We start from the raw sequence: 20,387 nt of genomic DNA on the forward strand, positions 1-20,387 counted from the left end.
GGCGACGGTTTGATGCGTCGCGAGTCGCGCGATAGCGCAATGGAGAAATTGAAATGAGCGTCCTTGGCATTGACCAGATCACCTATGCGGCAGACGACCTGCCGACCAGCAAGCGCTTCTTCGCCGACTGGGGCCTGGCCCTGAAGGCGGAAGCCGCCGACGAACTCGTGTTCGAGTGCCTCAATGGCTGCCGCGTCGTGGTCGCGGCGTTGGACAAGCCCGGCCTGCCCGCCGGCATGGAAGAGGGCCCGACGCTGCGTGAAGTGGTGTGGGGCGTGGAGAGCGAGGCCGACCTGGAGCGCTACGCCGCAGCGATCGCGAAGCAGCCCGGCTTCGTCGACGCCAGCGTCGAGGGGGCGCGCCGCATCGGCTGCACCGACCCGAACGGCCTGGCCGTGCGCCTGCAGGTGAGCCGCAAGCGCGCGGTGGAGGTCGATTGCGGTGCGATGAACACCTGGAACACCAAGCCGCGCGTCAACCAGCCCGCGCCGATCTACGAGCGCGCCACGCCGATCGAGGTCGGCCACGTGGTGTTCTTCGTGAGCGACGTCGCGGCGACCAGCGCGTTCTATCGCGACAGCTTCGGCTTCGTGTCCTCGGACAGCTACCCGAACCGGGGCGCCTTCATGCGCTGCGCGCCGGAGGGCGGCCACCACGACCTGTTCCTGCTGCAGCTGCCTTCGGGCAAGCGCGGACTGAACCACGTGGCCTTTACCGTACGCGACATCCACGAGGTGTTCGGCGGCGGCCTGCACTTCTCGCGCCGCGGCTGGGAAACGCAGCTCGGCCCGGGTCGCCATCCGGTGTCCTCGGCGTACTTCTGGTACTTCAAGAACCCGGCCGGCGGCCTGATCGAGTACTACGCCGACGAGGACCAGTTGACGGCCGACTGGCAGCCGCGCGAGTTCGAGCCGGGTCCGACGGTGTTTGCGGAATGGGCGGTCGACGGCGGCCTGGACGGCAATACGCGCCGCCAGAAGAATGTCGATGGCCCGCAGGGCAAGTTCCTCACCGAAAAGAAGTGAAGCACCCGATCATGAAACTCTCCTCGCCATTCCGAGCGCTTGCCACCGCAGCACTGATGGTTGCGGCGGCCACTTCCGTGTACGCGCAAAGCGACGCGCAGAAGCAACTCGCCTCCGACCGCTTCACCATCATCTCGCCGTTCCCCCCGGGCGGCCCGGTCGACGTGCTGGCGCGCATTCTTTCGGAAGGCCTGTCCAGGCGCTACGGCCAGGCTGCGGTGGTCGAGAACCAGGTGGGCGCGGCCGGCAACATCGGCATGGACAAGGTCAAGCGCGCCAAGGGCGACGGCCACACGCTGCTCGTGGTGCCGGCTGGCAACCTCACGATCAATCCGAGCCTGATGCCGGGCTTCCCGTTCGACATCGACAAGGACTTCGTGCCCGTCACGATGCTGGCAAAGGCGCCGAACGTGCTGGTCACCTCGCCGCAGTCGGGCATCAAGAACGTCAAGGACCTGGTGGCGCAGGCCAAGGCCAAGCCCAACACCTTGTCGTATGCGTCGCCAGGAGTCGGCAGCGGCCTGCATCTCGCGGGCGAACTGTTCAAGCAACAGGCCGGCGTCGACGTGTTGCACGTGCCTTACAAGGGCACCGCGCCTGCGCTCAATGACGTGATGGGCGGCGCCGTTCCGCTGATGTTCAGCAACCTGCCGGGCACGTTGCCCTTCATCAAGAGCGGCAAGCTGGTCGCGCTCGGCGTGACCGAAGCCAAGCGCACGCCCGTTGCGCCGGAGATTCCGACGCTTGCCGAGCAAGGCGTGCAAGGCGTGACCGTCACCTCCTGGTATGGCCTGCTCGCACCCGCCGGCCTGCCGCCGGCCGTCGCCGAACAACTTGCGAAGGACGCGGCCGAGATCCTCGCCACGCCCGACGTGCGCGAGCGGCTGAAGACCCAGGGCATGACCGATTCCACGATGAAGCCCGCCGAGTTCGCCGCCGCCATTCGCACGGAGACCGCAGTGTGGGCTCCGATCATCAAGTCCCGCCACATCGTGGCCGAGTAGCCGCGGCTACGAACCTCATTTTTCCTGCCCCCCATTCATTCCGATGGAGCGAACCATGACCGACCGTTACCTCGAACCAAACCAGGCGCGCCAACGCCCCACGACCACCTACGAAGACCTCTTGGGCGACGCGATCGAGCGCGCCTTCGCGGCCGGCGTCCATGACCTGCCCGGGTTGGTGGAAGCACTCAACCGCAACGGCCTGGCCAACCCCGATGGCCTGCCCTGGACCGAGGCGAACTACCGCGAAGCCATGGCCGTGCTCGGCGCCTGATCGATTCGACACCCCCTATTCAAGAGGAACACCATCATGACCACCCCCCACGATGACCCGGTCGACAAAGTACTCGAAGCCGGCCTGAAGGATCTCTGGTACCCGATCTGCCCCTCGGGCTTCATCAAGGAGTCGCCCGTCTCGCTGCGCCGCCTGGGCCGCAAGTTCGCCTTCTGGCGCGACCACGGCGGCAAGCTGCATGCGCTGGAAGACCGCTGCCCGCACCGTGGCGCGCCGCTGTCGCAGGGCGTGGTGCTGGGCGACCGCCTGTCGTGCCCGTATCACGGCGTCGAGGTGCGCTGCGACGGCGTCGTCATGCGCGTGCCCGGCAGCCCCGGTTGCAAGCTCGAAGGTTCGCAGGCCACGCGCTTCTTCCACGTGGAAGAAAAGGCCGGCGCCGTCTGGCTCTACAACTCCTCCGAATCGGTCGACACGCCGCCCCCGCTGGAACTACCCGAGCAGCTCACCAACGACACCGAGTATTCCGGCTTCCTGTGCTATGCCGAGTGGAAGGGCGACTACCGCTACGTGCTGGACAACCTGATGGACCCGATGCACGGCACCTTCCTGCACAAGCAGTCGCACTCGATGGCCGAGGGCGATTCGACCGCCAAGTTCGGCATCCGCGCGACCGACACCGGCTTCGTGTTCGAGAAGGAAGGCCAGCGCAACGTCAACTTCGACTGGACCGAATGGGCCGACACCGGCCTGCACTGGATGCGCCTGGAGATCCCGTACCCGAAGACCGGCGGCCCCGGCGGCAACTTCATCATCATCGGCAGCTACACGCCGATCTCCACGACGCTGTCGTGCGCCTTCCACTGGCGCGTGCGCAAGCTGCCGCAAGGCTGGGAGCGCGACACCTGGCGCTTCCTCTACAAGAACCGCCTGGAGGCGCGCCACTGGCACGTGCTGGAGCAGGACCGTGTGCTCATCGAGAACATGGAGCCCGACGCCAACCAGCACGAGCAGCTGTACCAGCACGACCTGGGCATCGTGCGGCTGCGCCGCCACCTGCGCAACTTGGCGACGCAGCAACTGCAAGCCAAGGAGCCGGCCACGGCCACGGCCTGACGCCACACCCGCGAACCCATCCGCGAACCCTACCTGCGAATCCATCCGCGAATCCATCCGCGAACCCATCCGCGAACTCACCTGCGAGGTCCTCCGCCATGTCATCCCCTACGCTGAACGCCCTGGTGCACACGATGCGCTATGAAGCGGACGGCATCGTCAGCGTCGAGTTCCGTCCGGCTACGCCGGCCGTGGACTTCCCCGCCTTCGAGGCCGGCTCGCACATCGACCTGCATCTGCCCAACGGGCTGGTGCGCAGCTACTCGCTGTGCAATCCGTCGACGGACCGCCAGCGCTACGTCGTCGGCGTGCTCAACGACCGCAAGAGCCGGGGCGGCTCGCGCTACGTGCACCAGCAACTGCGCGTGGGCATGACGCTGCCGATCTCGGTGCCGCGCAACAACTTCAAGCTGCAGGAGGAGGCGGGTCGCTCGGTGCTGGTGTCCGGCGGCATCGGCGTGACGCCGATCTGGTGCATGCTGCAGCGCCTCGTCGCGATCGGCCGGCCGGTGGAGCTCATCTACTGCGCGCGGGCCCGCAAGGAAGCCGCGTTCTGCGAAGCCATCACCGCGCTGGCTGCCGAGAAGTCGGTGCAGCTGACCTGGCACTTCGACGAGGAAAAGGGCGCGCCGCCCGATCTCGCCGCGCTGCTGGCCGGCAAGGGTGCCGACAGCCACTACTACTGCTGCGGCCCCACGCCGATGCTGGACAACTTCGAGAAGACCTGCGAGCAGCTGGGCTACGCCAACGCCCACATCGAGCGCTTCGCCGCCGTGCACGTGGAGGCGCCGAGCGCCACGCAAAGCTATGTGGTCGAGTGCGCGAAGAGCAAGAAGAGCGTCGAAGTGCCACCGGGAAAATCGATCCTGGACAGCCTCATCGATGCCGGCATCCACCCCGACCACAGCTGCAACGAGGGCGTGTGCGGGGCCTGCGAGACGAAGGTGCTGTCGGGCGAGATCGACCACCGCGACGGCATCCTGACCAAGGCCGAACAGGCGGCCAACAAGACCATGATGATTTGCGTGTCCGCTTGCAAGCGCGGCCCGCTCGTGCTCGACATCTGAGCCGACGCCACTTCCCAAAACCAAGAGAGAAAAAATGAAGAGAACTGTTGTGGCCGCGGCCGCATGCCTTGTCGCGTCCGTTGCCTGCGCGCAGTCCAGCGTGACGCTGTTCGGCGTGGTCGATGCCGCCGTCACCTATACGACCGGATCGGGGCCAGCCTACACGAGCAGGTGGCAGCTCACCAACAGCGCCAACTCGTTCAGCCGCCTGGGTTTCCGCGGCAACGAGGACCTCGGCGGCGGCCTGTCGGCAAGCTTCTGGCTGGAGGAAGGACTGCAGAACGACACCGGCACCGGCTTTGCGAGCAACACCAACAACCAGCTCAACGGTACCCTCGGCGCCGGTACCCTGACCTTCAACCGCCGCTCCACGGTCAGCCTCTCGAGCAGCACCTGGGGCGAGTTGCGCCTGGGCCGCGACTACACGCCCACCTTCTGGAATACCGCGATCTTCGACCCCTTCGGCACCGGCGGCGGCATCGGCGCGAACCAGCTGTACTTTTCGGGCCTGGGCGGCCTCGCGGCGCCCACCGGCACGCGCGCGTCCAACAGCGTGGGCTATTTCCTTCCGGCCAACCTCGGCGGCTTCTACGGCAGCGTGATGTACGCGGCGGGCGAGAACGTCTCGAACTCGACGCTGCCGCCCGCCACGCCAGGCGCCTTGCCGGTATCCAACAAGAACGACGGCAACTACGGTGGCGTGCGCCTGGGCTACCAGTCCGGGCCGGTGCACGTGTCCATCGCCACGGGCCTGACGACCTATGCCACGGGCGACCTGCGCGTCTCGAACCTGGGCGCGTCCTGGACCTTCGAGCAATTGATGGGCTTGCGCATCATGGGCGAGTACTACGTCGAGTCGCTGGGCGCCGTCGATGGCCGGGGTGGGCTGCTGGGCTTCAGCCTGCCGGTGGGCGCGGGCGAGATCAAGGCCTCGTATGCGCGTTACGTGCGCGACCCGGTGGGCAACGTGCCCAACCCGACGTCCTCCAAGCTCGCGCTCGGCTACGTCTACAACTTCTCCAAGCGCACCGCCGTCTACGCCACCGTCGCACGCCTGACCAACAGCAACGGCGCATCGCAGGCACTGGGCGGCGTCTCCACGTCGCCCAACCACGCATCCACCGGCGGCGAGTCCGGCATGCGCGTCGTTTTCTAAGCTCGCCCCACTACCCAGAGGACCGCAGCAATGCAAGCCAAGACATTTCGCTGGTATGGCGTCATCACGCTGTTCGTGATCGTTGCCATTTCCTACATCGACCGGATCAACATCGCGGTGTTGATCACCGATCCCGGCTTTCTCGCGCACATCGGCATCGAACGTGCCGACCGTGTGAGCCAGGGCTTGCTGGCCACGGCCTTCATGGTCGGCTACGGCATCTCGGCCTTCGTGCTGACGCCGTTCTGCGCGGCCCTGTTCGGCGTGCGCAAGAGCCTGATCTTCGGTCTGATCCTCTGGGGCGGCGTGACATTCATGACGCCTTGGTTCGACGGCTACGGGCTGGTGCTGGCTTCGCGCATCCTGCTCGGCGTGTCGGAAGGCCCGCTGTTCTCGCTGGCCTCGTCGTACATCAAGGCTCACTATGAATCCCGCGAGAACGGCAAGCCCAATTCGTTCGTGAACATGGGCACCGGCCTCGGCCTGGCGGTCGGCTATCCGTTCATCGGCTACCTGCTGGCAAGCTACCACTGGGAGACGTCGTTCTACGTGCTCGGCCTGGTGAACATCGCGATCGGCATTCCGCTGGTACTCGCGTTCGTCCACATGCCGGCAAACTACGCAGCCATGAAGAGGCCCGAGTCCGTCGGTGCCGCATTCCAGCAGGTGGGCGAGATCGTCAAGGGCGCGCTGCACACCCGCTACCTGATCCTGATCACCGTGCTCACGGCGGCGGCGCTGGCCTACCTCTGGGGCAGCAGCAACTGGCTGCCGACCTACCTGAAGGAGGCGCGCGGCTTCTCGCTGCGTGAGATGGGCTGGCTCGCCTCGCTGCCGCAATATGCGACGGTGCTGGCGGTGCTGGTGGGCGGCGTGGTCATCGACAAGATCGAGCGCCGTCACGTGCCCTTCATCTTCATGGCGGCGAGCGCGGGCGTGGCCCTGTCGGTGCTGCTGGCGATCAATGTGCACGACCCCTACACGGCAGCGTACAGCCTGATCGCCGCGAACTTCTGCTGGGGCCTGATGAGCCCGGCCATTCCCAGCACGGTGCAGTACTGCTCGCGTCCCGAGCACGTCGCCAGCGCCTTCGGCGTGGTCAACGGCACGGGCAGCCTGGTGGCCGGTTTCATGCCGGCGCTGATGGGTGGCGTGATCAGCGCGATGTCGACGGGCGCGGGCGCGACGGCGGGGTCCGGGTTCTTCGCCGGGTTCGCATTGCTGATCGGCACGCAGCTCGTGGTGTTCGTCTGTGGCTTCGTGCTGTGGGTGCGGGAGCGCCAGGCGGAGATGCCGGGCATGAACGCCAACCCGGCCTGAGGTGTTCGCCGGGTCTCCATTGGTGCATGATCCTGCCGCAGGTCATACCAATGGAGATGTTTCATGAAGTCCAAGCGTCCGGGGAAATCCGTCGTTCCGCAACCGCCGATGAAGCTCCTCCTCGGCAACCTCGGAGAACTCGATTCCAAGGCGCCCATCCAGAGCATGATGCGCCTGGCCCGGGAATACGGCGGCATCTACAAGCTCACCCTGGCCGGCAAGGACGTCCATGTCGTCAGCTCGCAGGAACTGGTGAACGAACTATGCGACGAGTCGCGCTTCGTGAAGCGCATCAGCGGGCCGCTCAAGCACATCCGTGACTTCGCGGGCGACGGCCTCTTCACCGCCTACAACAGCGAGCCCAACTGGGCCAAGGCGCACCGGCTGCTGATGCCGGCCTTCGGCCCGATCGGGGTGCGCTCGATGTTCGACCGCATGGTGGACATCGCCGACCAGATGTTCGTGAAGTGGGAGCGCTTCGGGCCGTCGGGCGTCATCGACGTGACGGACAACATGACCCGCCTCGCGCTCGACACGATCGCGCTGTGCGCGTTCGACGTGCGCTTCAACAGTTTCTACCAGAACGAGATGCATCCCTTCGTCGCGGCGATGGGCTCCGCGCTCGAAGAGGCGGGGCAGCGCGGCAGGCGGCCGAACGTCGTCTCGGAGCTGATGGTCGGCACCCGGCGGCGGTACGAAGCAGACCAGAAGATGCTGGCCCGCATCGCCGGCCAGCTCATCGTCGAGCGGCGGGCCGATCCGAAGGGCCTCGAGAAGAAGGACCTGCTCAACGTCATGATGAACGGCGTCGATCCGGTCACGGGCGAGAAGCTGTCCGACGAGAACATCCGCTTCCAATTGGTCACCTTCCTGATCGCGGGCCACGAGACTACCAGCGGACTGCTGTCCTTCACCTGCCAGTTGCTGGTGGAGAACCCCCGTGTGATGCTGAAGGCGCAGGCCATCGTCGACGAAGTGCTCGGCAACAACATGCCGCGCGTGGAGGACCTGGCGAAGTTGCGCTACATCGAGCAGATCCTCATGGAATCGCTGCGGCTCTGGCCCACCGCGCCCGCGTTCTCGGTCAAGCCGATCGAGGACACCCTGCTGGCCGGCAAGTACCCGCTCAGCTCGCGGGACACGGCGTTGGTGCTGGCGCCGTCGCTGCACCGCGACCCGGCGGTCTGGGGCGACGACGCCGAGGAATTCCGGCCCGAGCGCTTCGAGCCGGAACAGGCCGAGAAGCTGCCGCCGAACGCCTGGAAGCCGTTCGGCAACGGCGTGCGCGCCTGCATCGGCCGGGCGTTCGCGATGCAGGAATCGCAGATGGTGATCTCGATGATGCTGCAGCGCTTCGACATCATGCTCGACGATCCTTCGTACAAGCTCGAAGTCGCCGAGACACTGACCATCAAGCCGCACGGTCTGCTGATGCGCGCACGCCGCCGCGGAACCGGCGGCTTCGCGCTGCGAAGCGCCATCCCGGCCGTCAAGCAGAGCCTGGTCAAGGAGCAGCCCGAGGAAGTGCAGCTGCAGGACGATGCGCCGCGCCTGGTCGTGCTCTACGGCAGCAACACCGGCTCGAGCGAGATGTTCGCGCGGCGCATTGCCGCCGATGCGCCGCGGCAAGGCTATGCCGCCACCGTGGCCGAGCTGGACGACTTCGCGGGCACGCTGGCCGCGGGGATGACGGTCGTCGTCATCACGGCGTCCTACGAAGGCCAGGCGCCGGACAACGCGAAGAAGTTTGTCTCGTGGGTCGAAGCACGCGCGGCGGGCGAACTCGCGGACCTGCGCTTCGCGGTGTTCGGCTGCGGCAACCGCCAGTGGGCCCGGACCTACCAGGCGATCCCGAAGCGCATCGACGCAGCCTTCGCCGCGGCCGGCGGCAAGCCCCTGCGTCCGCGTGGCGAGACCGATGCGGGCGGCGACTTCTTCGGCGCCTTCGACAGCTGGTATGAAACCCTCTGGGACGATATCGGCAAGGCGTTGGGCCGCGCCGTCGCCGACAAGGCGCCCACGCCCACCTTCGACGTGGAGGTGCTCACCTCCGGACGCGAGCGGGCTTTGCAACTCCACGAACTCGAGCAGGGCGCGATCGTGGAGAACCGCGAACTGGTGAACACGGCCCGGCCCGGCGCGCGCTCCAAGCGCCACTTGCAAATCGCGCTGCCGGAGGGCATGCGCTACAAGAGCGGCGACTATCTCTCGGTGCTGCCGCGCAACCCCGAGGCCATCGTCGCCCGCGCCCTCGCGCGATTCGGCCTGGCCAGCGATACGCAGATCGTCATCCACCGACAGCCGGGCGCAGCCGCCACGCTGCCGGGCGACTACCCGGTGGCTGCGTACGAGGTGCTCTCCGGCTATGTGGAACTGGCGCAGCCTGTGACGCGAGCGCAGGTCGCCCAGCTTGCGGAGGCCACGCCGTGCCCGCCCGAACGCAAGGAGCTCGAGCGGCTCGCGGCCGAGGAGGTCTACGAAAAGGAAGTCCTGGGCAAGCGCGTGAGCCTGCTGGAACTGCTCGAGCGAGCGCAGTCCTGCGACATCGGCCTCGCACGCTTCCTGGGCATGCTGCCCACGCTGCGGCCGCGCCAGTATTCGATCTCGTCGTCGCCGCTCGCCAACGAGGCGGAGGCGAGCCTGACCATTGCCGTGCTCGACGTGCCGGCGATGTCGGGCCACGGCAGGTTCGAAGGCGTTGCGTCTTCCTACCTTGCGCGGCTGCAGGCGGGTGACCGGCTCTCGGTGGCGGTGCGGCCATCGCAGTCGGGTTTTCATCCGCCGGTGGATCCGCGCACGCCGATCGTGATGGTCTGCGCCGGCACCGGCGTCGCGCCGTTCCGCGGATTCCTCCAGGAGCGCGCCGCGCAGAAGGCCGCTGGCCGCGACGTGGGCCGCGCGCTGCTGTTCTTCGGCATCGACGATCCGGATGTCGACTACCTCTACCGTGACCAGTTCGCCAAATGGGAGGCGGCGGGCGTGGTGGAGATGCGGCCCGCGTACTCCGCCCGCCCCGAAGGCGACGTCATGTTCGTCCAGCATCGCGTCTGGCAGGACCGCGCCGACATCGGGGCCATGTTCGCCGCGGGCGCGCAGTTCTACGTCTGCGGCGACGGCAAGTACATGGCGCCAGCGGTGCGCGAGACCTTCCTCAAGATGTACCAGGGCGCAACCAGATGCGACGACGCGACGGCCCAGGCCTGGGCCGATCGCATGGAACACGAACACGGGCGCTACGTCTCGGACGTGTTTGCGTAGCGCGGGGCAGGAGCGCAACCAACCCGCGACCCACCGCGAGCAACAGTCGCAAAATATGTCGCCTCGACCGGTGCGTGCCGCGCTGGCCCATACCGGTCTTCCGCAAGGAGGCCCCGATGAAGTGGAACAGGTGGTGGTTGTTGCTTGTCTGCGCGCTGACGCTGGCTGTGGGCCCGCTGGTGGGAGCGCAGGCGCAGCCCAGGAAGATCCCGCGCATCGGCTATCTGGCGGCCGTCTCGGCCACCGCCGACGCGCCCCGCCTTGAGGCATTCCGGCAAGGGCTGCGCGAGCTTGGCTATGTGGAAGGGCAGTCCATCCAGATCGATTACCGCCACGAGAGCCTCGACCTGCAACGATTGCCCGCCCTTGCCGCCGAACTGGTCCGAAAGGACGTCGACGTGCTGGTCGCAGTCACCTCCAACGCCGCCGTGGCTGCGAAGAAGACCACCTCGACGATCCCGATCGTGTTCATGGGCGTCACGGATCCCATTGGCGCCGGTCTTGCCGAAAGCCTGGCGCGACCCGGCGGCAACACCACTGGCATCACCAACGTGGCGGGCGCCCTGGCCGGCAAGCGGCTCGAGTTGCTCAAGGAATTGAATCCCGCGGTCAGCCGCGTGGCGGTGCTGTGGGACCCCAGGGCGCCAGGATCCATACCGCAATGGGAAGCCAGCCAGGAGCCTGCACAGAAGTTGCGGCTTCAGCTCTACTCGATGCAGGTCAGCAACGTCGATGGCTATGTGGCTGCCTTCAGGGAGGCAGTGAAGGCTCGCAACAATGCCGTGTGGATCACGCTGAACCCGGTGGCCAACTCCAACCAGAAGCTGATTGCCGAACTGGCGATCGACAGCGGCTTGCCGTCGATCTGCGCGCGCAGCGACTATGCCGAAAACGGTTGCCTGATGGCCTACGGACCCGGCTATCAAGTCGAAGGCAGCGATGGCGCGCGCTATGTCGACCGGATCCTGAAAGGTGCCAAGCCGGCCGACCTGCCGATCCAGCAGCCGACCCAGTTCGAGCTGGTCATCAACCTGAATACCGCCAACCGGATCGGCCTTCTCGTTCCGCAATCCCTGCTGGACCGTGCGGACAAGATCGTGCGGTGAGTCGTCGTCTCGACACTGGCGTACCTGCATGCCCGTCAGGAAGATCTGCACCAGGGCCGAGGTGAAGAGTGCCATCGATATTGAGGCATGTCGGGATTTGCTGCTGGCTATTGGATGAGTCGATCCGCACGCACGAGCAGCGATGGCGGGATCGTCAGCCCGATCGCACTGGCCGTCTTCAGGTTCAGTACCAGCTCGAAGGTGGTGGGCCGTTCGATCGGCAGGTCCGCGGGCTTGGCACCCTTGGCGATCCGGTCGACGTACGAAGCGAGTCGCGCATAGGAATCGACCAGTCGCGGCCCGTAGGTGCAGAGTGCGCCGCTGTCCGCGAAGACCGGCCAGCCCGACATCACCGGCATCTTGCGCGCAGTCGCGAAGTCGATGATCTGGCGCCGGTTCGCCACCGCGAAGCTGTCGCTGAAGATCGACAGCGCGCGCGCCGGCGATGCGGCCATGGCCTCCAGCGACGATGCCAGCTCATCGCGCGTACGCACGGGAAAGTACTGCACCTGCAGGCCGAGTTTCCGGGCCGCACCGTCGGTGTATTCGCGCTCGATTTGCGAGCCGGCGTGTTCAGGGTTGGCCACGATGGCCACGTCGCGCAGGGCCGGCACCATCTCGCGCAGGATCTCGAGCAGCTTGCCGTTGATTTCGGCGGCCAGCAGCGTCAGGCCCGTCATGTTGGAGTCGGGGTGCGCAAGGCTCTTTGCAAAGCCGGCGGACACCGGGTCGCCGCTGAAGACATAGGCCACCGGCACGTTCAGCGGAATGTTGCCGACGACGTTCACGGCCGGCCCGCCCTGGGCCAGCAGGATGTCGACGGGCATGCGCTGGAGTTCCGCGACCAGTTCGGGGACACGCTCCACGGAATCGTTGCCGTACTTGAACTCGATGGCGAGGTTGCGGCCTTCGATATAGCCCAGCTGCGCCAGCGAAGCGCGCAGCGCCGCAACCACCGGCGCCAGGCTCGCGGCGGCCTGCGCCGTGACCCATCCGAGGCGCAGCACCTTGTCGTTCGAGGCGAGTGCCCGTGCGCTGTTCTGCATCAAAGCAAGGGCAAACGCGGTGCCCAGGACCGTGCGTCGTTTCATGGCGCGAGCGTGCGCTTTTCAACGAATGCACGCAAGGTACAAGCGCACTCGCGCAGCGTTGAATACGACCGGAGGCCTCGAGTGGACTCAAGCCGCCACGTAGATCGGAAAGCTTGCCTTCCATCCGTCCGCCGCACGCTCGAACGGAACCGTGACCGCTGCACGCTCCGATTCGGACAGGTTGCGCCAGACGAAGTCGCGCGCATTGCCCGGCGCGCCCGCCATGTAGAGCTGCGTGGTCAGCAGTTCGCGCTGGCCGAGCTTGACCTTCACGTGGATGTGCGGGGTGCGGCCCGAATAGGCCACCGGCCGGATCGTGCGGAACCGATAGCGGCCCTGCGCATCGACGGCCACCTTGCCGAAGCCCTGGAACGCGCGGGCGGCGCGGTCGCCGCCGTCGGCGGGGTGGTGGTAGTGGCCGGCCTCGTCGCATTGCCAGATCTCCACTTGCGCGCCCGCGAGCGGCCGCCCGTCGAGGTCGGCGACAGTGCCATCGACCCAGGTGGGTTCAGCCGCGCCGTAGGTCAGCGAGCCGTTGTGCAGCAGGTCGCTGTCGGTGTCGGCTGGCAGGGCGACCGGATAGAACGGGCCTTCGGTCTGCGCGGGCGTGGCGCGCCGCGCGGCCGGCGGTTGTGCACGCGCGCCGAGCCACATGGCGGGCAGCGCGACAAACGCGGCGGAGAGGGTCCGCCGCGGCAGACCCCGGGGGTGGTGTGTGGCGTTCATCGCCATGAGAGTCGAGGTCGTGCCGCTGCGTTCCATGCGATGCCGATGCATTTTCACGAGGTTTCCCTGATAGACCCTTCGCACTAGACCGCCCTCCCGCCGCTAAGCCATTAGCCAGATTTGCCGCCTTGCCCAAAGCATCGGAAACTGGGAATTTCTGGCAACCCTTGCCGTTGACGGAGCGCGGATGAGTTGGCGAACAAAAGTGGTGTGGAGCGAGGGGATGCTGTTGCAGCCCCAGCACCTTCAGCAGAGCGAGCGCCACGCAGACCATGCCCGGCACCTCCTGCTGCGCACCACCACGCCCTACGCATGGGGGTTCTCCGAACTCGAAATCGATGCCGCCGCGCTCACGCTGGGCAAACTTGCGCTCGTGCGCGCGGTAGGCATCTTCGGCGACGGCACCGTGTTCGACATGCCGGCCATCGACCCGCTGCCCGAGCCCATCGACATTCCGCCGACGATGCGCGAAGAGGCCGTGGTGCTGGCCTTGCCGCTGCGCCGCGCGGGCGCGCGCGAGGCCGATGCCGAAGGCTATGAAGACCTGGTGCGGCATCGCGTGCTCGAAGTCGAGGTGCCCGACTCCAACACCTCGGGCGATCGAACGGCGACCGTGCAGCTCGGCGCGTTGCACACGCGCCTCATGCGCGCGAGCGACACCACGGATGCCTGGACCACGATCAACGTCGCGCGCGTCGTCGAGCGCCGCGTCGACAACCAGGTCCAGCTCGACCGCATGCAGATACCGCCGCTGCTCGACGTGGCGGGCCACGCGGTGGTTCGCGCCTGGCTCGACGAGTTGCTGGGCCTGCTGCGCCAACGCGGCGAGGCGCTCGCCGGGCGCATGACGCAGGGCGGCACGGGCGGCGTGTCGGAGATCGCGGACTTCCTGCTGCTGCAAACGGTCAACCGCAACGAGCCGGTGTTCGCGCATCTGGCGAAGAGCGCCATGCTGCATCCGCAGCACTTCTTCGAGCAGGCACTTGCGCTGGCCGGCGACCTCGCGACCTTTCGGGATTCGCGGCGCGTGGCGCGCTTCGGGCCGTACATCCATGACGACCTGGCAATGAGCTTCCGGCCGGTGATGGACGACCTGCGGCGCAGCCTGTCGATGGTGCTCGAGCAGTCGGCCATCCGCATCGACCTGCACGACCGCGGGCGGGGCGTGTCGGTCGCGATGATTCCGGACGTCGAACTGCAGCGCAACGCGACCTTCGTGCTCGCGGTGATGTCGAACATGCCGAGCGAGGCCTTGCGCGCACGCTTTCCGCTGCAGACCAAGATCGGGCCGGTCGAGCGCATCCGCGACCTCGTCACGCTGGCGCTGCCCGGCGTGGCGATCACGCCGATGCCGGTGGCGCCGCGGCAGATTCCGTTCCACACGGGCGCCAACTACTTCGAGCTTGAAACGCGCAACAGCGATCTCTGGCGCCAGCTTGAAAAGTCGGGTGGCGTCGCGATGCACATCGCGGGCGATTTCCCCGGGCTCGACATGGCGTTCTGGGCAATCCGCAGCTAGCGGGAGACCACGATGAGCACCCCGGATCCGTTTGCCGCGTTTGAGTCCGAGCGCACCATCATCAAACCCAAGCCGCGCCTGCCGGGGCAATCGCCGCCGCCACCTTCGGGCGGCGGTGGTGGCGATGCGCCCGCGGTCGACATCGGCGAGCTGGGCCTGCTCAATCCGCTGGTCTCGGCGGCCGGCAAGTTGCTGGCGCTGACGGCGCGGCTGCGTACGCTGGTGCACGCGCCCAACGTGCCGGCGTTGCGGGCATCCACGGCCGAAGCGGTGAACCAGTTCGATGCCACCGCGCGGCGCGCCGGCGTGTCCAACGAATCGGTGCTGGCCGCGCGCTACGTGCTTTGCACCGCACTCGACGAAGCCGTGGCCAACACGCCGTGGGGCGCGCAGGCCGGCTGGAACAAGCAGGGCCTGTTGATCCAGTTCCACAACGAAGCGGTCGGTGGCGAGAAGGTGTTCCAGTTGCTCGCCAAGCTCGCGCAGGACGTGCCGAAGCACCGCCAGTTGCTGGAACTCATCTATTGCACGCTGGGCCTCGGCTTCGAGGGCCGCTATCGCGTCGTCGAGAACGGCCGTGCGCAACTCGACACCGTGCGGCAGCGGTTGGCGGAACTCATCAGGAAAGACCGGCCGCCGCTCGAAGCCGACCTGTCGCCGCATTGGCGCGGGCAGGGCGCGGGCACGACCAAGCTGCGGCATGCGCTGCCGCTGTGGGTGTTCGCGGCGGCGTTCGCATTGCTGCTCGCGCTGGTGTGGTTCGGCCTGCGCATCTCGCTCAACAACCGCTCCGACAGCACCTATTCGGCCGTGTCCTCCCTGCGGGTGCCCAACGTGCAGATCGCGCCGCCGGCCATCATGGCCAAGGCGCCGCGGCTCGCGAAGTTCCTGGAGCCCGAGGTCAAGCAGGGCCTGGTCACGGTCACCGACGAAGCCGACCGCAGCGTGGTGCGCCTGCGCGGCGATTCCTTCTTCGGCTCCGGCAGCGCCGATCCGATGCCGCAGTCGCTGCCTGTGCTGAAGCGCATCGGCGACGCGCTGGCCGAGGTCAAGGGCGACGTGCTGATCACCGGCCACTCCGACAACCAGCCGATCCGCTCGCTGCGTTTCCCGAGCAACTGGCACCTGTCGGCGGCACGTGCCGATGCGGTCAAGGCCGCCTTGTCCGCGCAGGTCGATCCGGCCCGCATGCGCTCCGACGGCAAGGCCGATGCGGAACCCGTCGCCCCCAATGACACGCCCGCCAACCGCGCTCGCAACCGCCGCGTGGAGATCGTGCTGCTCACCGAAAACGCCGGGGTGGCGAAGGCGGAGGTGAAGCAATGAAGACGCTCTTCGGCTGGATATTCAGCCCGGTGCTTCTCACGATCCTCGCGCTCATCGTGGTGAGCGTGCTGATCTGGTGGGTCGGCCCGCTGATCCATATCGGCACGCTGACGCCGCTCGAAAGCGAACTCTGGCGCTGGGTGACGATCGGCGTCATCGTGTTCGTGGTGCTGTTGCGCGCGGTGCTGCGGCGCTGGCGTGCGCGCAGTGCGAGCAAGGCGCTGACCGAAGGCTTGATGAAAGCCCCCGCCGCCGCGAGTGCCGGCGAGCCCGAGAGCGCCGAGCAGAAGATCCTCGACACGCGCTTCGGCGAGGCGGTGGCCACGCTCAAGCAGATGCGGCTGCATGCGGCCGGCAAGAAGCCGGGCCTGCGCGACTGGCTGTCGCTTTCGGGTGGCAGCTATCTCTACGACTTGCCCTGGTATGTGTTCATCGGCGCGCCGGGTGCGGGCAAGACGACGGCGCTGGTCAATTCGGGGCTTTCCTTTCCGCTGGCCGACAAGTTCGGTCCGGGCGCGATCCGCGGGGTCGGCGGCACGCGCAATTGCGACTGGTGGTTCACCGACGAGGCCGTGCTCATCGACACGGCGGGACGCTACACCACGCATGACAGCCACCAGTCCGAGGACAAGAGCGCATGGGAAGGCTTCCTCGGCCTGCTCAAGAAGTCGCGCCCGCGCCGGCCGTTGAACGGGGTGTTCCTCACGGTGAGCGTGCAGGACCTGCTGAGCCAGAACACCGAGGCACGCACCACGCTGGCCGCGTCGATCCGTGCGCGCCTGCTCGAACTCGACGGCAAGCTGACCACACGGCTCCCGGTGTATGTGCTGGTCACCAAGAGCGACCTGCTCTATGGCTTCAGCGAATACTTCGCCGATCTCGGCAAGGAGCAGCGTGCGCAGGTGTTCGGCTTCACGCTGTCGCCGGACGAAGGCGTGCAGTTGGCGGAGCAGGGCGTGGGCGCCGCGTTCCAGCGCGAGTTCGGCCTGCTGCACGACCGCATCAACAACGGCCTCGTCGACCGCATGCAGCAGGAGACCGATGGCACGAAGCGCGCGGCGATCTTCGGCTTTCCCGCGCAGTTCGCATCGGTGGGCCCACTGCTGCAGGACTTGCTGGACCAGGTCTTCACCGGCTCGCGCTTTGCGCAGCCGCCCTGGGTGCGTGGTGTGTACTTCACCAGCGGCACGCAGGAAGGCAGCCCGATCGATCGCGTCATGGGCAGCCTGGCAAGAAGCTTCGGTCTCGAACGCGCGATGCTGCCGCCACAGAAGAGCAGCGGCCGCAGCTACTTCCTCACCGCGTTGCTGAAGGAGGTCGTCTTCCCCGAGCAGCGCCTGGCCGGCGCCGACGTCAAGCTGGAACGCCGCCGCAACACGATCCGCCTTGCCGCCGTGTCGGCCATGACGCTGGTCACGCTGGCATTGCTGGCCGGATGGGGCTACAGCACCTGGCGCAACCTCGACTACCTGAAGTCGGTCGACGCGCGCATCGACCCTGCGAAGAAGACCCTTGCCGCGGTGCCGTCGCGCGTGCAGAACCTCATCGAAGTGGCGCCGGTGCTGCAGGGCCTGCGCAACATCTGGGAGACGCCGGAGAACGGCAATGGCGATGCGCCCCTGTCGATGGGCCTCGGCCTCTACCAGGGCGACAAGCTCGATGCGGCGGCCATGCTGGCGCATCAACGCGCGCTCAACGAGGTCTTCCTGCCCCAGTTGGCCAAGCGCATCGAGGACCAGCTTCGCACCGCGCAGAAAGACAACCTCGAGTACACCTACGAGGCGCTGAAGACCTACCTCATGCTGCACCAGCCGGACCGCTTCGACGCCGATGCGCTCAAGGCATGGATCACGCTCGACTGGAGCCGCAGCATCGACCGCGGCGTGCCCGAGGACCAGCGCAGGCTGCTCGAAGACCAGCTCGACGTGCTCATCGCGCAAGGCCCGCCGCGCTCGCCGCTGAAGATGGACGAGAACCTGGTGCGCAGCGTGCGCGCCATGCTGGCGAGCTATCCGCTGGAGCAACGCGTGTTCAGCCGGCTCAAGCGCAAGCGCATCACCAAGGACATTCCGGACTTCAGCGTGGCCACGGCCGCAGGCCCATCCGGTCCGCTGGTGTTCGAGCGCATCAGCGGCAAGCCGCTGACCGACGGCGTGCCCGGCATGTTCACCTTCGACGGCTATCACAAGCGCTTCCAGGCCGAGGTCACGGTGCAGACCGCGCTGCTCGCCAAGGAAGACCCGTGGGTGCTGGGGCTGGACCGCGGCACGGCGGACATCGCGAGGGACGTGGCCGGGCTCGGCGCGCTGACCGATCGCGTGCGCCGCCTCTACCTCGAGGAATACGTGAAGGTATGGGATGCGCTGCTGGCCGACGTGCGCGTGGTGCGCGGCGCCGGGCTCGACAAGAACATCGAGACGGCGCGCATCCTCTCGGCCAACCCCTCGCCGCTGGTGCTGTTCCTGCGCGCGGTGGTCAAGGAAACGACGCTGATCCCGCCGGAAAACGCCAAGGACGTGGTGTCCAAGGCCGCCGACACGGTGCGCAATACGCGCAAGGGCCTGGAAGACCTTCTCGGCGGCGACCCCAACAAGCCGGCGCTGGCGCCCGGCAAGCGCATCGAGAGCATCGTCGACGACCATTTCGAGGCGCTGCGCAAGTTCGTCACGCCGGCCGCGCCCGGTGGTCCCGCGCCGGTCGACGACTCGATCAAGGTGCTGAACGATGTCTATGTCTACCTCACGGCCGTCGACACGGCCGTCAAGGGCCGGACCTCGCCGCCGCCGGGCGACGCGGCCGGCAGCATCAAGGTCACGGCGAGCCGCATGCCGGAGCCTGTGCGCTCGATGGTCGAGAACCTGAGTCAATCGGGTGCCTCTCAGGCGCGCGCGGCCGAGATCGGCAACCTCGCGCTCGACCTCAAGCCGGTGACCGACTTCTGCGTGCGCGCCATCGCGGGCCGCTACCCCTTCGTGCAGGCCAGCAAGCGCGATGTGCTGCCCGATGACTTCGGTGCGTTCTTCGGCCCGGGCGGCCTGATGGACGACTTCTTCCAGAAGCGGCTGCTCGCGCTGGTCGACACCAGCACCAAGCCGTGGCGCTACAAGCCGGTCGCGGACAAGCCGGCCGTCAGTGCCGCGTCGCTGGCCCAGTTCGAGCGCGCCGCGCGCATCAAGGACATCTTCTTCCGGGCCGGCGGCAAGGGACCATCGATGCGGTTGGACTTCAAGCCGGTCGAGATGGACGCCAGCATCACGCAGTTCGTGCTCGACGTCGACGGCCAGCTCGTCAAGTACGCGCACGGCCCTGTCGTGCCGATGGCCGTGCAATGGCCGGGTCCGAAGGGCAGCAACACGGTGCGCATCGAAGTGAGCCCGCCATCGGCCAGCGGTCCCTCGGGCATGGCGGTCGACGGACCGTGGGCCCTGTTCCGTGCGCTCGACGACGGCCAGCTTGCCGCGGGCGATGCACCGGAAAAATTCTTCATCACCTTCCAGATCGGCGCGCGCACCGCGCGTTTCGAAGTGACGACCAACAGCGTGCAGCATCCGATCCGACTGAAGGAACTGCGCGAGTTCCAATGCCCGGAGGGGTTGTGAACGACCTCCAGTCGCTCAAGGTCGGCAGCGTGCCGGGCTGGTTCGGCAAGCTGCCGGGCATCGGCGACTTCGCGCACCGGCGCTTGCCGGATGCGTTCCGCGCGCAATGGGATGCGTGGTTGCAAAGCGGCCTGTTGAGCCTGCGCGAACGGCATGAGGCCGACTGGGTCGAGCGATTCCTGGAAGGGCCGCTGTGGTTCTTCGTGCTTGGGGAGCAGGTGGTGGGGCCACAGCCGTGGCTGGGCGTGCTGATGCCTTCGGTCGACAGCGTCGGGCGGTACTTTCCGTTCACGATCGCGGTGGAGCTGGACCTGTCGCACGACATGCCCGGGGACGAGGCCAGCGCGAGGATGCGCCGCTGGTGGTCGCTCGCCGCACGGGCCGCGCTCGAAGGGCTGGAGCAGGATCTCGACGCGGCCGGCTTCGATGCGGCTCTGGCGCGCTTGTTCGACACGGAACTGCCGGTGTCGGAGGCGGCGCAGCCGGTGCAGATCCCGCGCTCTGGCCAGTCGGCCTGGAGCAGCGACCCCGATGCGTTCGGCGTACTGCCGATGATCGTGGCCGGTCTGCCGCGCGATGGGAAGTTCGAGGCGCTGTTCGGGTTCGAAGCGGAGGCTGTGAGATGACTCCCCCCCGAAGCGCCAGGATGACTCCCCCCCGAAGCGCCTGCGGCGCCTCCCCCTCGAGGGGGCGCACCCGGTGGCCCGGCGAAGCCGGTTCCACGGGTGCCCACGAACAGACCAGGATGACTCCCCCCCGAAGCGCCTGCGGCGCCTCCCCCTCGAGACTTCGCCGTGCTCGTCCTGGGATCATGCGTCGCGGAAGACGCTTCAGCGTCATGG

15 protein-coding genes are annotated in these 20,387 nt (G+C 67.3%); 13 read left to right on the plus strand and 2 right to left on the minus strand.

Annotation, left to right across the window (positions count from 1 at the left end; translation table 11 throughout):
* Nucleotides 1-53 precede the first annotated feature (53 nt).
* From WKW80_RS22380 to WKW80_RS22420, 9 genes are all read left to right on the plus strand, one after another.
* Nucleotides 54-1,025, plus strand: coding sequence for a VOC family protein (locus tag WKW80_RS22380; RefSeq protein ID WP_340365776.1), 972 nt, complete (start codon nucleotides 54-56; stop codon nucleotides 1,023-1,025).
* 11 nt (nucleotides 1,026-1,036) lie between these two features.
* Complete coding sequence (locus tag WKW80_RS22385) at nucleotides 1,037-2,029, plus strand: Bug family tripartite tricarboxylate transporter substrate binding protein (RefSeq protein WP_422822948.1); 993 nt, start codon at nucleotides 1,037-1,039, stop codon at nucleotides 2,027-2,029.
* Between the two features lie 55 nt (nucleotides 2,030-2,084).
* Nucleotides 2,085-2,303, plus strand: a complete 219-nt coding sequence (locus tag WKW80_RS22390) for a recombinase-like helix-turn-helix domain-containing protein (protein ID WP_340365777.1) — start codon at nucleotides 2,085-2,087, stop codon at nucleotides 2,301-2,303.
* Between the two features lie 36 nt (nucleotides 2,304-2,339).
* Complete coding sequence (locus tag WKW80_RS22395) at nucleotides 2,340-3,377, plus strand: Rieske 2Fe-2S domain-containing protein (protein WP_340365778.1); 1,038 nt, start codon at nucleotides 2,340-2,342, stop codon at nucleotides 3,375-3,377.
* 98 nt (nucleotides 3,378-3,475) lie between these two features.
* Entirely contained in the window at nucleotides 3,476-4,444 is a 969-nt protein-coding gene (locus WKW80_RS22400) for a PDR/VanB family oxidoreductase (RefSeq protein WP_340365779.1), read from the plus strand.
* Nucleotides 4,445-4,478: 34 nt separating this feature from the next.
* A complete protein-coding gene (locus WKW80_RS22405; RefSeq protein WP_340365780.1) occupies nucleotides 4,479-5,600 on the plus strand; it encodes a porin in 1,122 nt (373 codons plus the stop codon).
* Nucleotides 5,601-5,630: 30 nt separating this feature from the next.
* A complete protein-coding gene (locus WKW80_RS22410; protein ID WP_340365781.1) occupies nucleotides 5,631-6,920 on the plus strand; it encodes an MFS transporter in 1,290 nt (429 codons plus the stop codon).
* Nucleotides 6,921-6,983: 63 nt separating this feature from the next.
* Complete coding sequence (locus tag WKW80_RS22415; RefSeq protein ID WP_340365782.1) at nucleotides 6,984-10,178, plus strand: bifunctional cytochrome P450/NADPH--P450 reductase; 3,195 nt, start codon at nucleotides 6,984-6,986, stop codon at nucleotides 10,176-10,178.
* Nucleotides 10,179-10,294: 116 nt separating this feature from the next.
* The gene (locus tag WKW80_RS22420) at nucleotides 10,295-11,284 is read left to right on the plus strand and encodes an ABC transporter substrate-binding protein (RefSeq protein WP_340365783.1); all 990 of its coding nucleotides are present in this window, start codon (nucleotides 10,295-10,297) and stop codon (nucleotides 11,282-11,284) included.
* A gap of 107 nt (nucleotides 11,285-11,391) precedes the next feature.
* Here WKW80_RS22420 and WKW80_RS22425 read toward each other — a convergent pair whose 3' ends face one another.
* Both WKW80_RS22425 and WKW80_RS22430 read right to left on the minus strand, forming a co-directional pair.
* Nucleotides 11,392-12,375, minus strand: a complete 984-nt coding sequence (locus WKW80_RS22425; protein WP_340365784.1) for an ABC transporter substrate-binding protein — start codon at nucleotides 12,373-12,375, stop codon at nucleotides 11,392-11,394.
* An 87-nt stretch (nucleotides 12,376-12,462) separates the two neighbouring features.
* Nucleotides 12,463-13,152, minus strand: coding sequence for a dioxygenase family protein (locus tag WKW80_RS22430; RefSeq protein ID WP_479694159.1), 690 nt, complete (start codon nucleotides 13,150-13,152; stop codon nucleotides 12,463-12,465).
* A gap of 136 nt (nucleotides 13,153-13,288) precedes the next feature.
* Here WKW80_RS22430 and tssK point away from each other — a divergent pair, with 136 nt between their 5' ends.
* The 4 genes from tssK to tagF are packed head-to-tail and all read left to right on the plus strand — an operon-like array spanning nucleotide 13,289 to nucleotide 20,171.
* On the plus strand, nucleotides 13,289-14,620 hold the full coding sequence (tssK, locus tag WKW80_RS22435; RefSeq protein WP_340365785.1) for a type VI secretion system baseplate subunit TssK: 1,332 nt from the start codon (nucleotides 13,289-13,291) through the stop codon (nucleotides 14,618-14,620).
* A gap of 12 nt (nucleotides 14,621-14,632) precedes the next feature.
* The gene (locus tag WKW80_RS22440) at nucleotides 14,633-15,946 is read left to right on the plus strand and encodes a DotU family type VI secretion system protein (protein ID WP_340365786.1); all 1,314 of its coding nucleotides are present in this window, start codon (nucleotides 14,633-14,635) and stop codon (nucleotides 15,944-15,946) included.
* Nucleotides 15,943-19,545 carry a type VI secretion system membrane subunit TssM gene (gene tssM / locus WKW80_RS22445; protein WP_340365787.1) on the plus strand — a complete coding sequence of 1,201 codons (3,603 nt, stop codon included), beginning with the start codon at nucleotides 15,943-15,945 and terminating at the stop codon, nucleotides 19,543-19,545. Before WKW80_RS22440 ends, tssM begins: the two co-directional genes overlap by 4 nt.
* Nucleotides 19,542-20,171: a type VI secretion system-associated protein TagF gene (gene tagF, locus WKW80_RS22450; RefSeq protein WP_340365788.1), complete on the plus strand. Its 630-nt coding sequence runs from the start codon at nucleotides 19,542-19,544 to the stop codon at nucleotides 20,169-20,171. The genes tssM and tagF overlap by 4 nt, the downstream gene beginning before the upstream one ends.
* Nucleotides 20,172-20,387: the final 216 nt, after the last annotated feature.

The sequence above is a fragment of the Variovorax humicola genome (assembly GCF_037889915.1).
In the GTDB taxonomy this organism is placed as follows: Bacteria; Pseudomonadota; Gammaproteobacteria; order Burkholderiales; family Burkholderiaceae_C; genus Variovorax; species Variovorax humicola.

Bases quoted from the DNA above. Each gene is read 5' to 3' on its own strand.
- WKW80_RS22380 (WP_340365776.1), top strand. From the start codon at position 54: ATGAGCGTCCTTGGCATTGACCAGATCACCTATGCGGCAGACGACCTG.
- WKW80_RS22385 (WP_422822948.1), top strand. From the start codon at position 1,037: ATGAAACTCTCCTCGCCATTCCGAGCGCTTGCCACCGCAGCACTGATG.
- WKW80_RS22390 (WP_340365777.1), top strand. From the start codon at position 2,085: ATGACCGACCGTTACCTCGAACCAAACCAGGCGCGCCAACGCCCCACG.
- WKW80_RS22395 (WP_340365778.1), top strand. From the start codon at position 2,340: ATGACCACCCCCCACGATGACCCGGTCGACAAAGTACTCGAAGCCGGC.
- WKW80_RS22400 (WP_340365779.1), top strand. From the start codon at position 3,476: ATGTCATCCCCTACGCTGAACGCCCTGGTGCACACGATGCGCTATGAA.
- WKW80_RS22405 (WP_340365780.1), top strand. From the start codon at position 4,479: ATGAAGAGAACTGTTGTGGCCGCGGCCGCATGCCTTGTCGCGTCCGTT.
- WKW80_RS22410 (WP_340365781.1), top strand. From the start codon at position 5,631: ATGCAAGCCAAGACATTTCGCTGGTATGGCGTCATCACGCTGTTCGTG.
- WKW80_RS22415 (WP_340365782.1), top strand. From the start codon at position 6,984: ATGAAGTCCAAGCGTCCGGGGAAATCCGTCGTTCCGCAACCGCCGATG.
- WKW80_RS22420 (WP_340365783.1), top strand. From the start codon at position 10,295: ATGAAGTGGAACAGGTGGTGGTTGTTGCTTGTCTGCGCGCTGACGCTG.
- WKW80_RS22425 (WP_340365784.1), bottom strand. From the start codon at position 12,375: ATGAAACGACGCACGGTCCTGGGCACCGCGTTTGCCCTTGCTTTGATG.
- WKW80_RS22430 (WP_479694159.1), bottom strand. From the start codon at position 13,152: ATGCATCGGCATCGCATGGAACGCAGCGGCACGACCTCGACTCTCATG.
- tssK (WP_340365785.1), top strand. From the start codon at position 13,289: ATGAGTTGGCGAACAAAAGTGGTGTGGAGCGAGGGGATGCTGTTGCAG.
- WKW80_RS22440 (WP_340365786.1), top strand. From the start codon at position 14,633: ATGAGCACCCCGGATCCGTTTGCCGCGTTTGAGTCCGAGCGCACCATC.
- tssM (WP_340365787.1), top strand. From the start codon at position 15,943: ATGAAGACGCTCTTCGGCTGGATATTCAGCCCGGTGCTTCTCACGATC.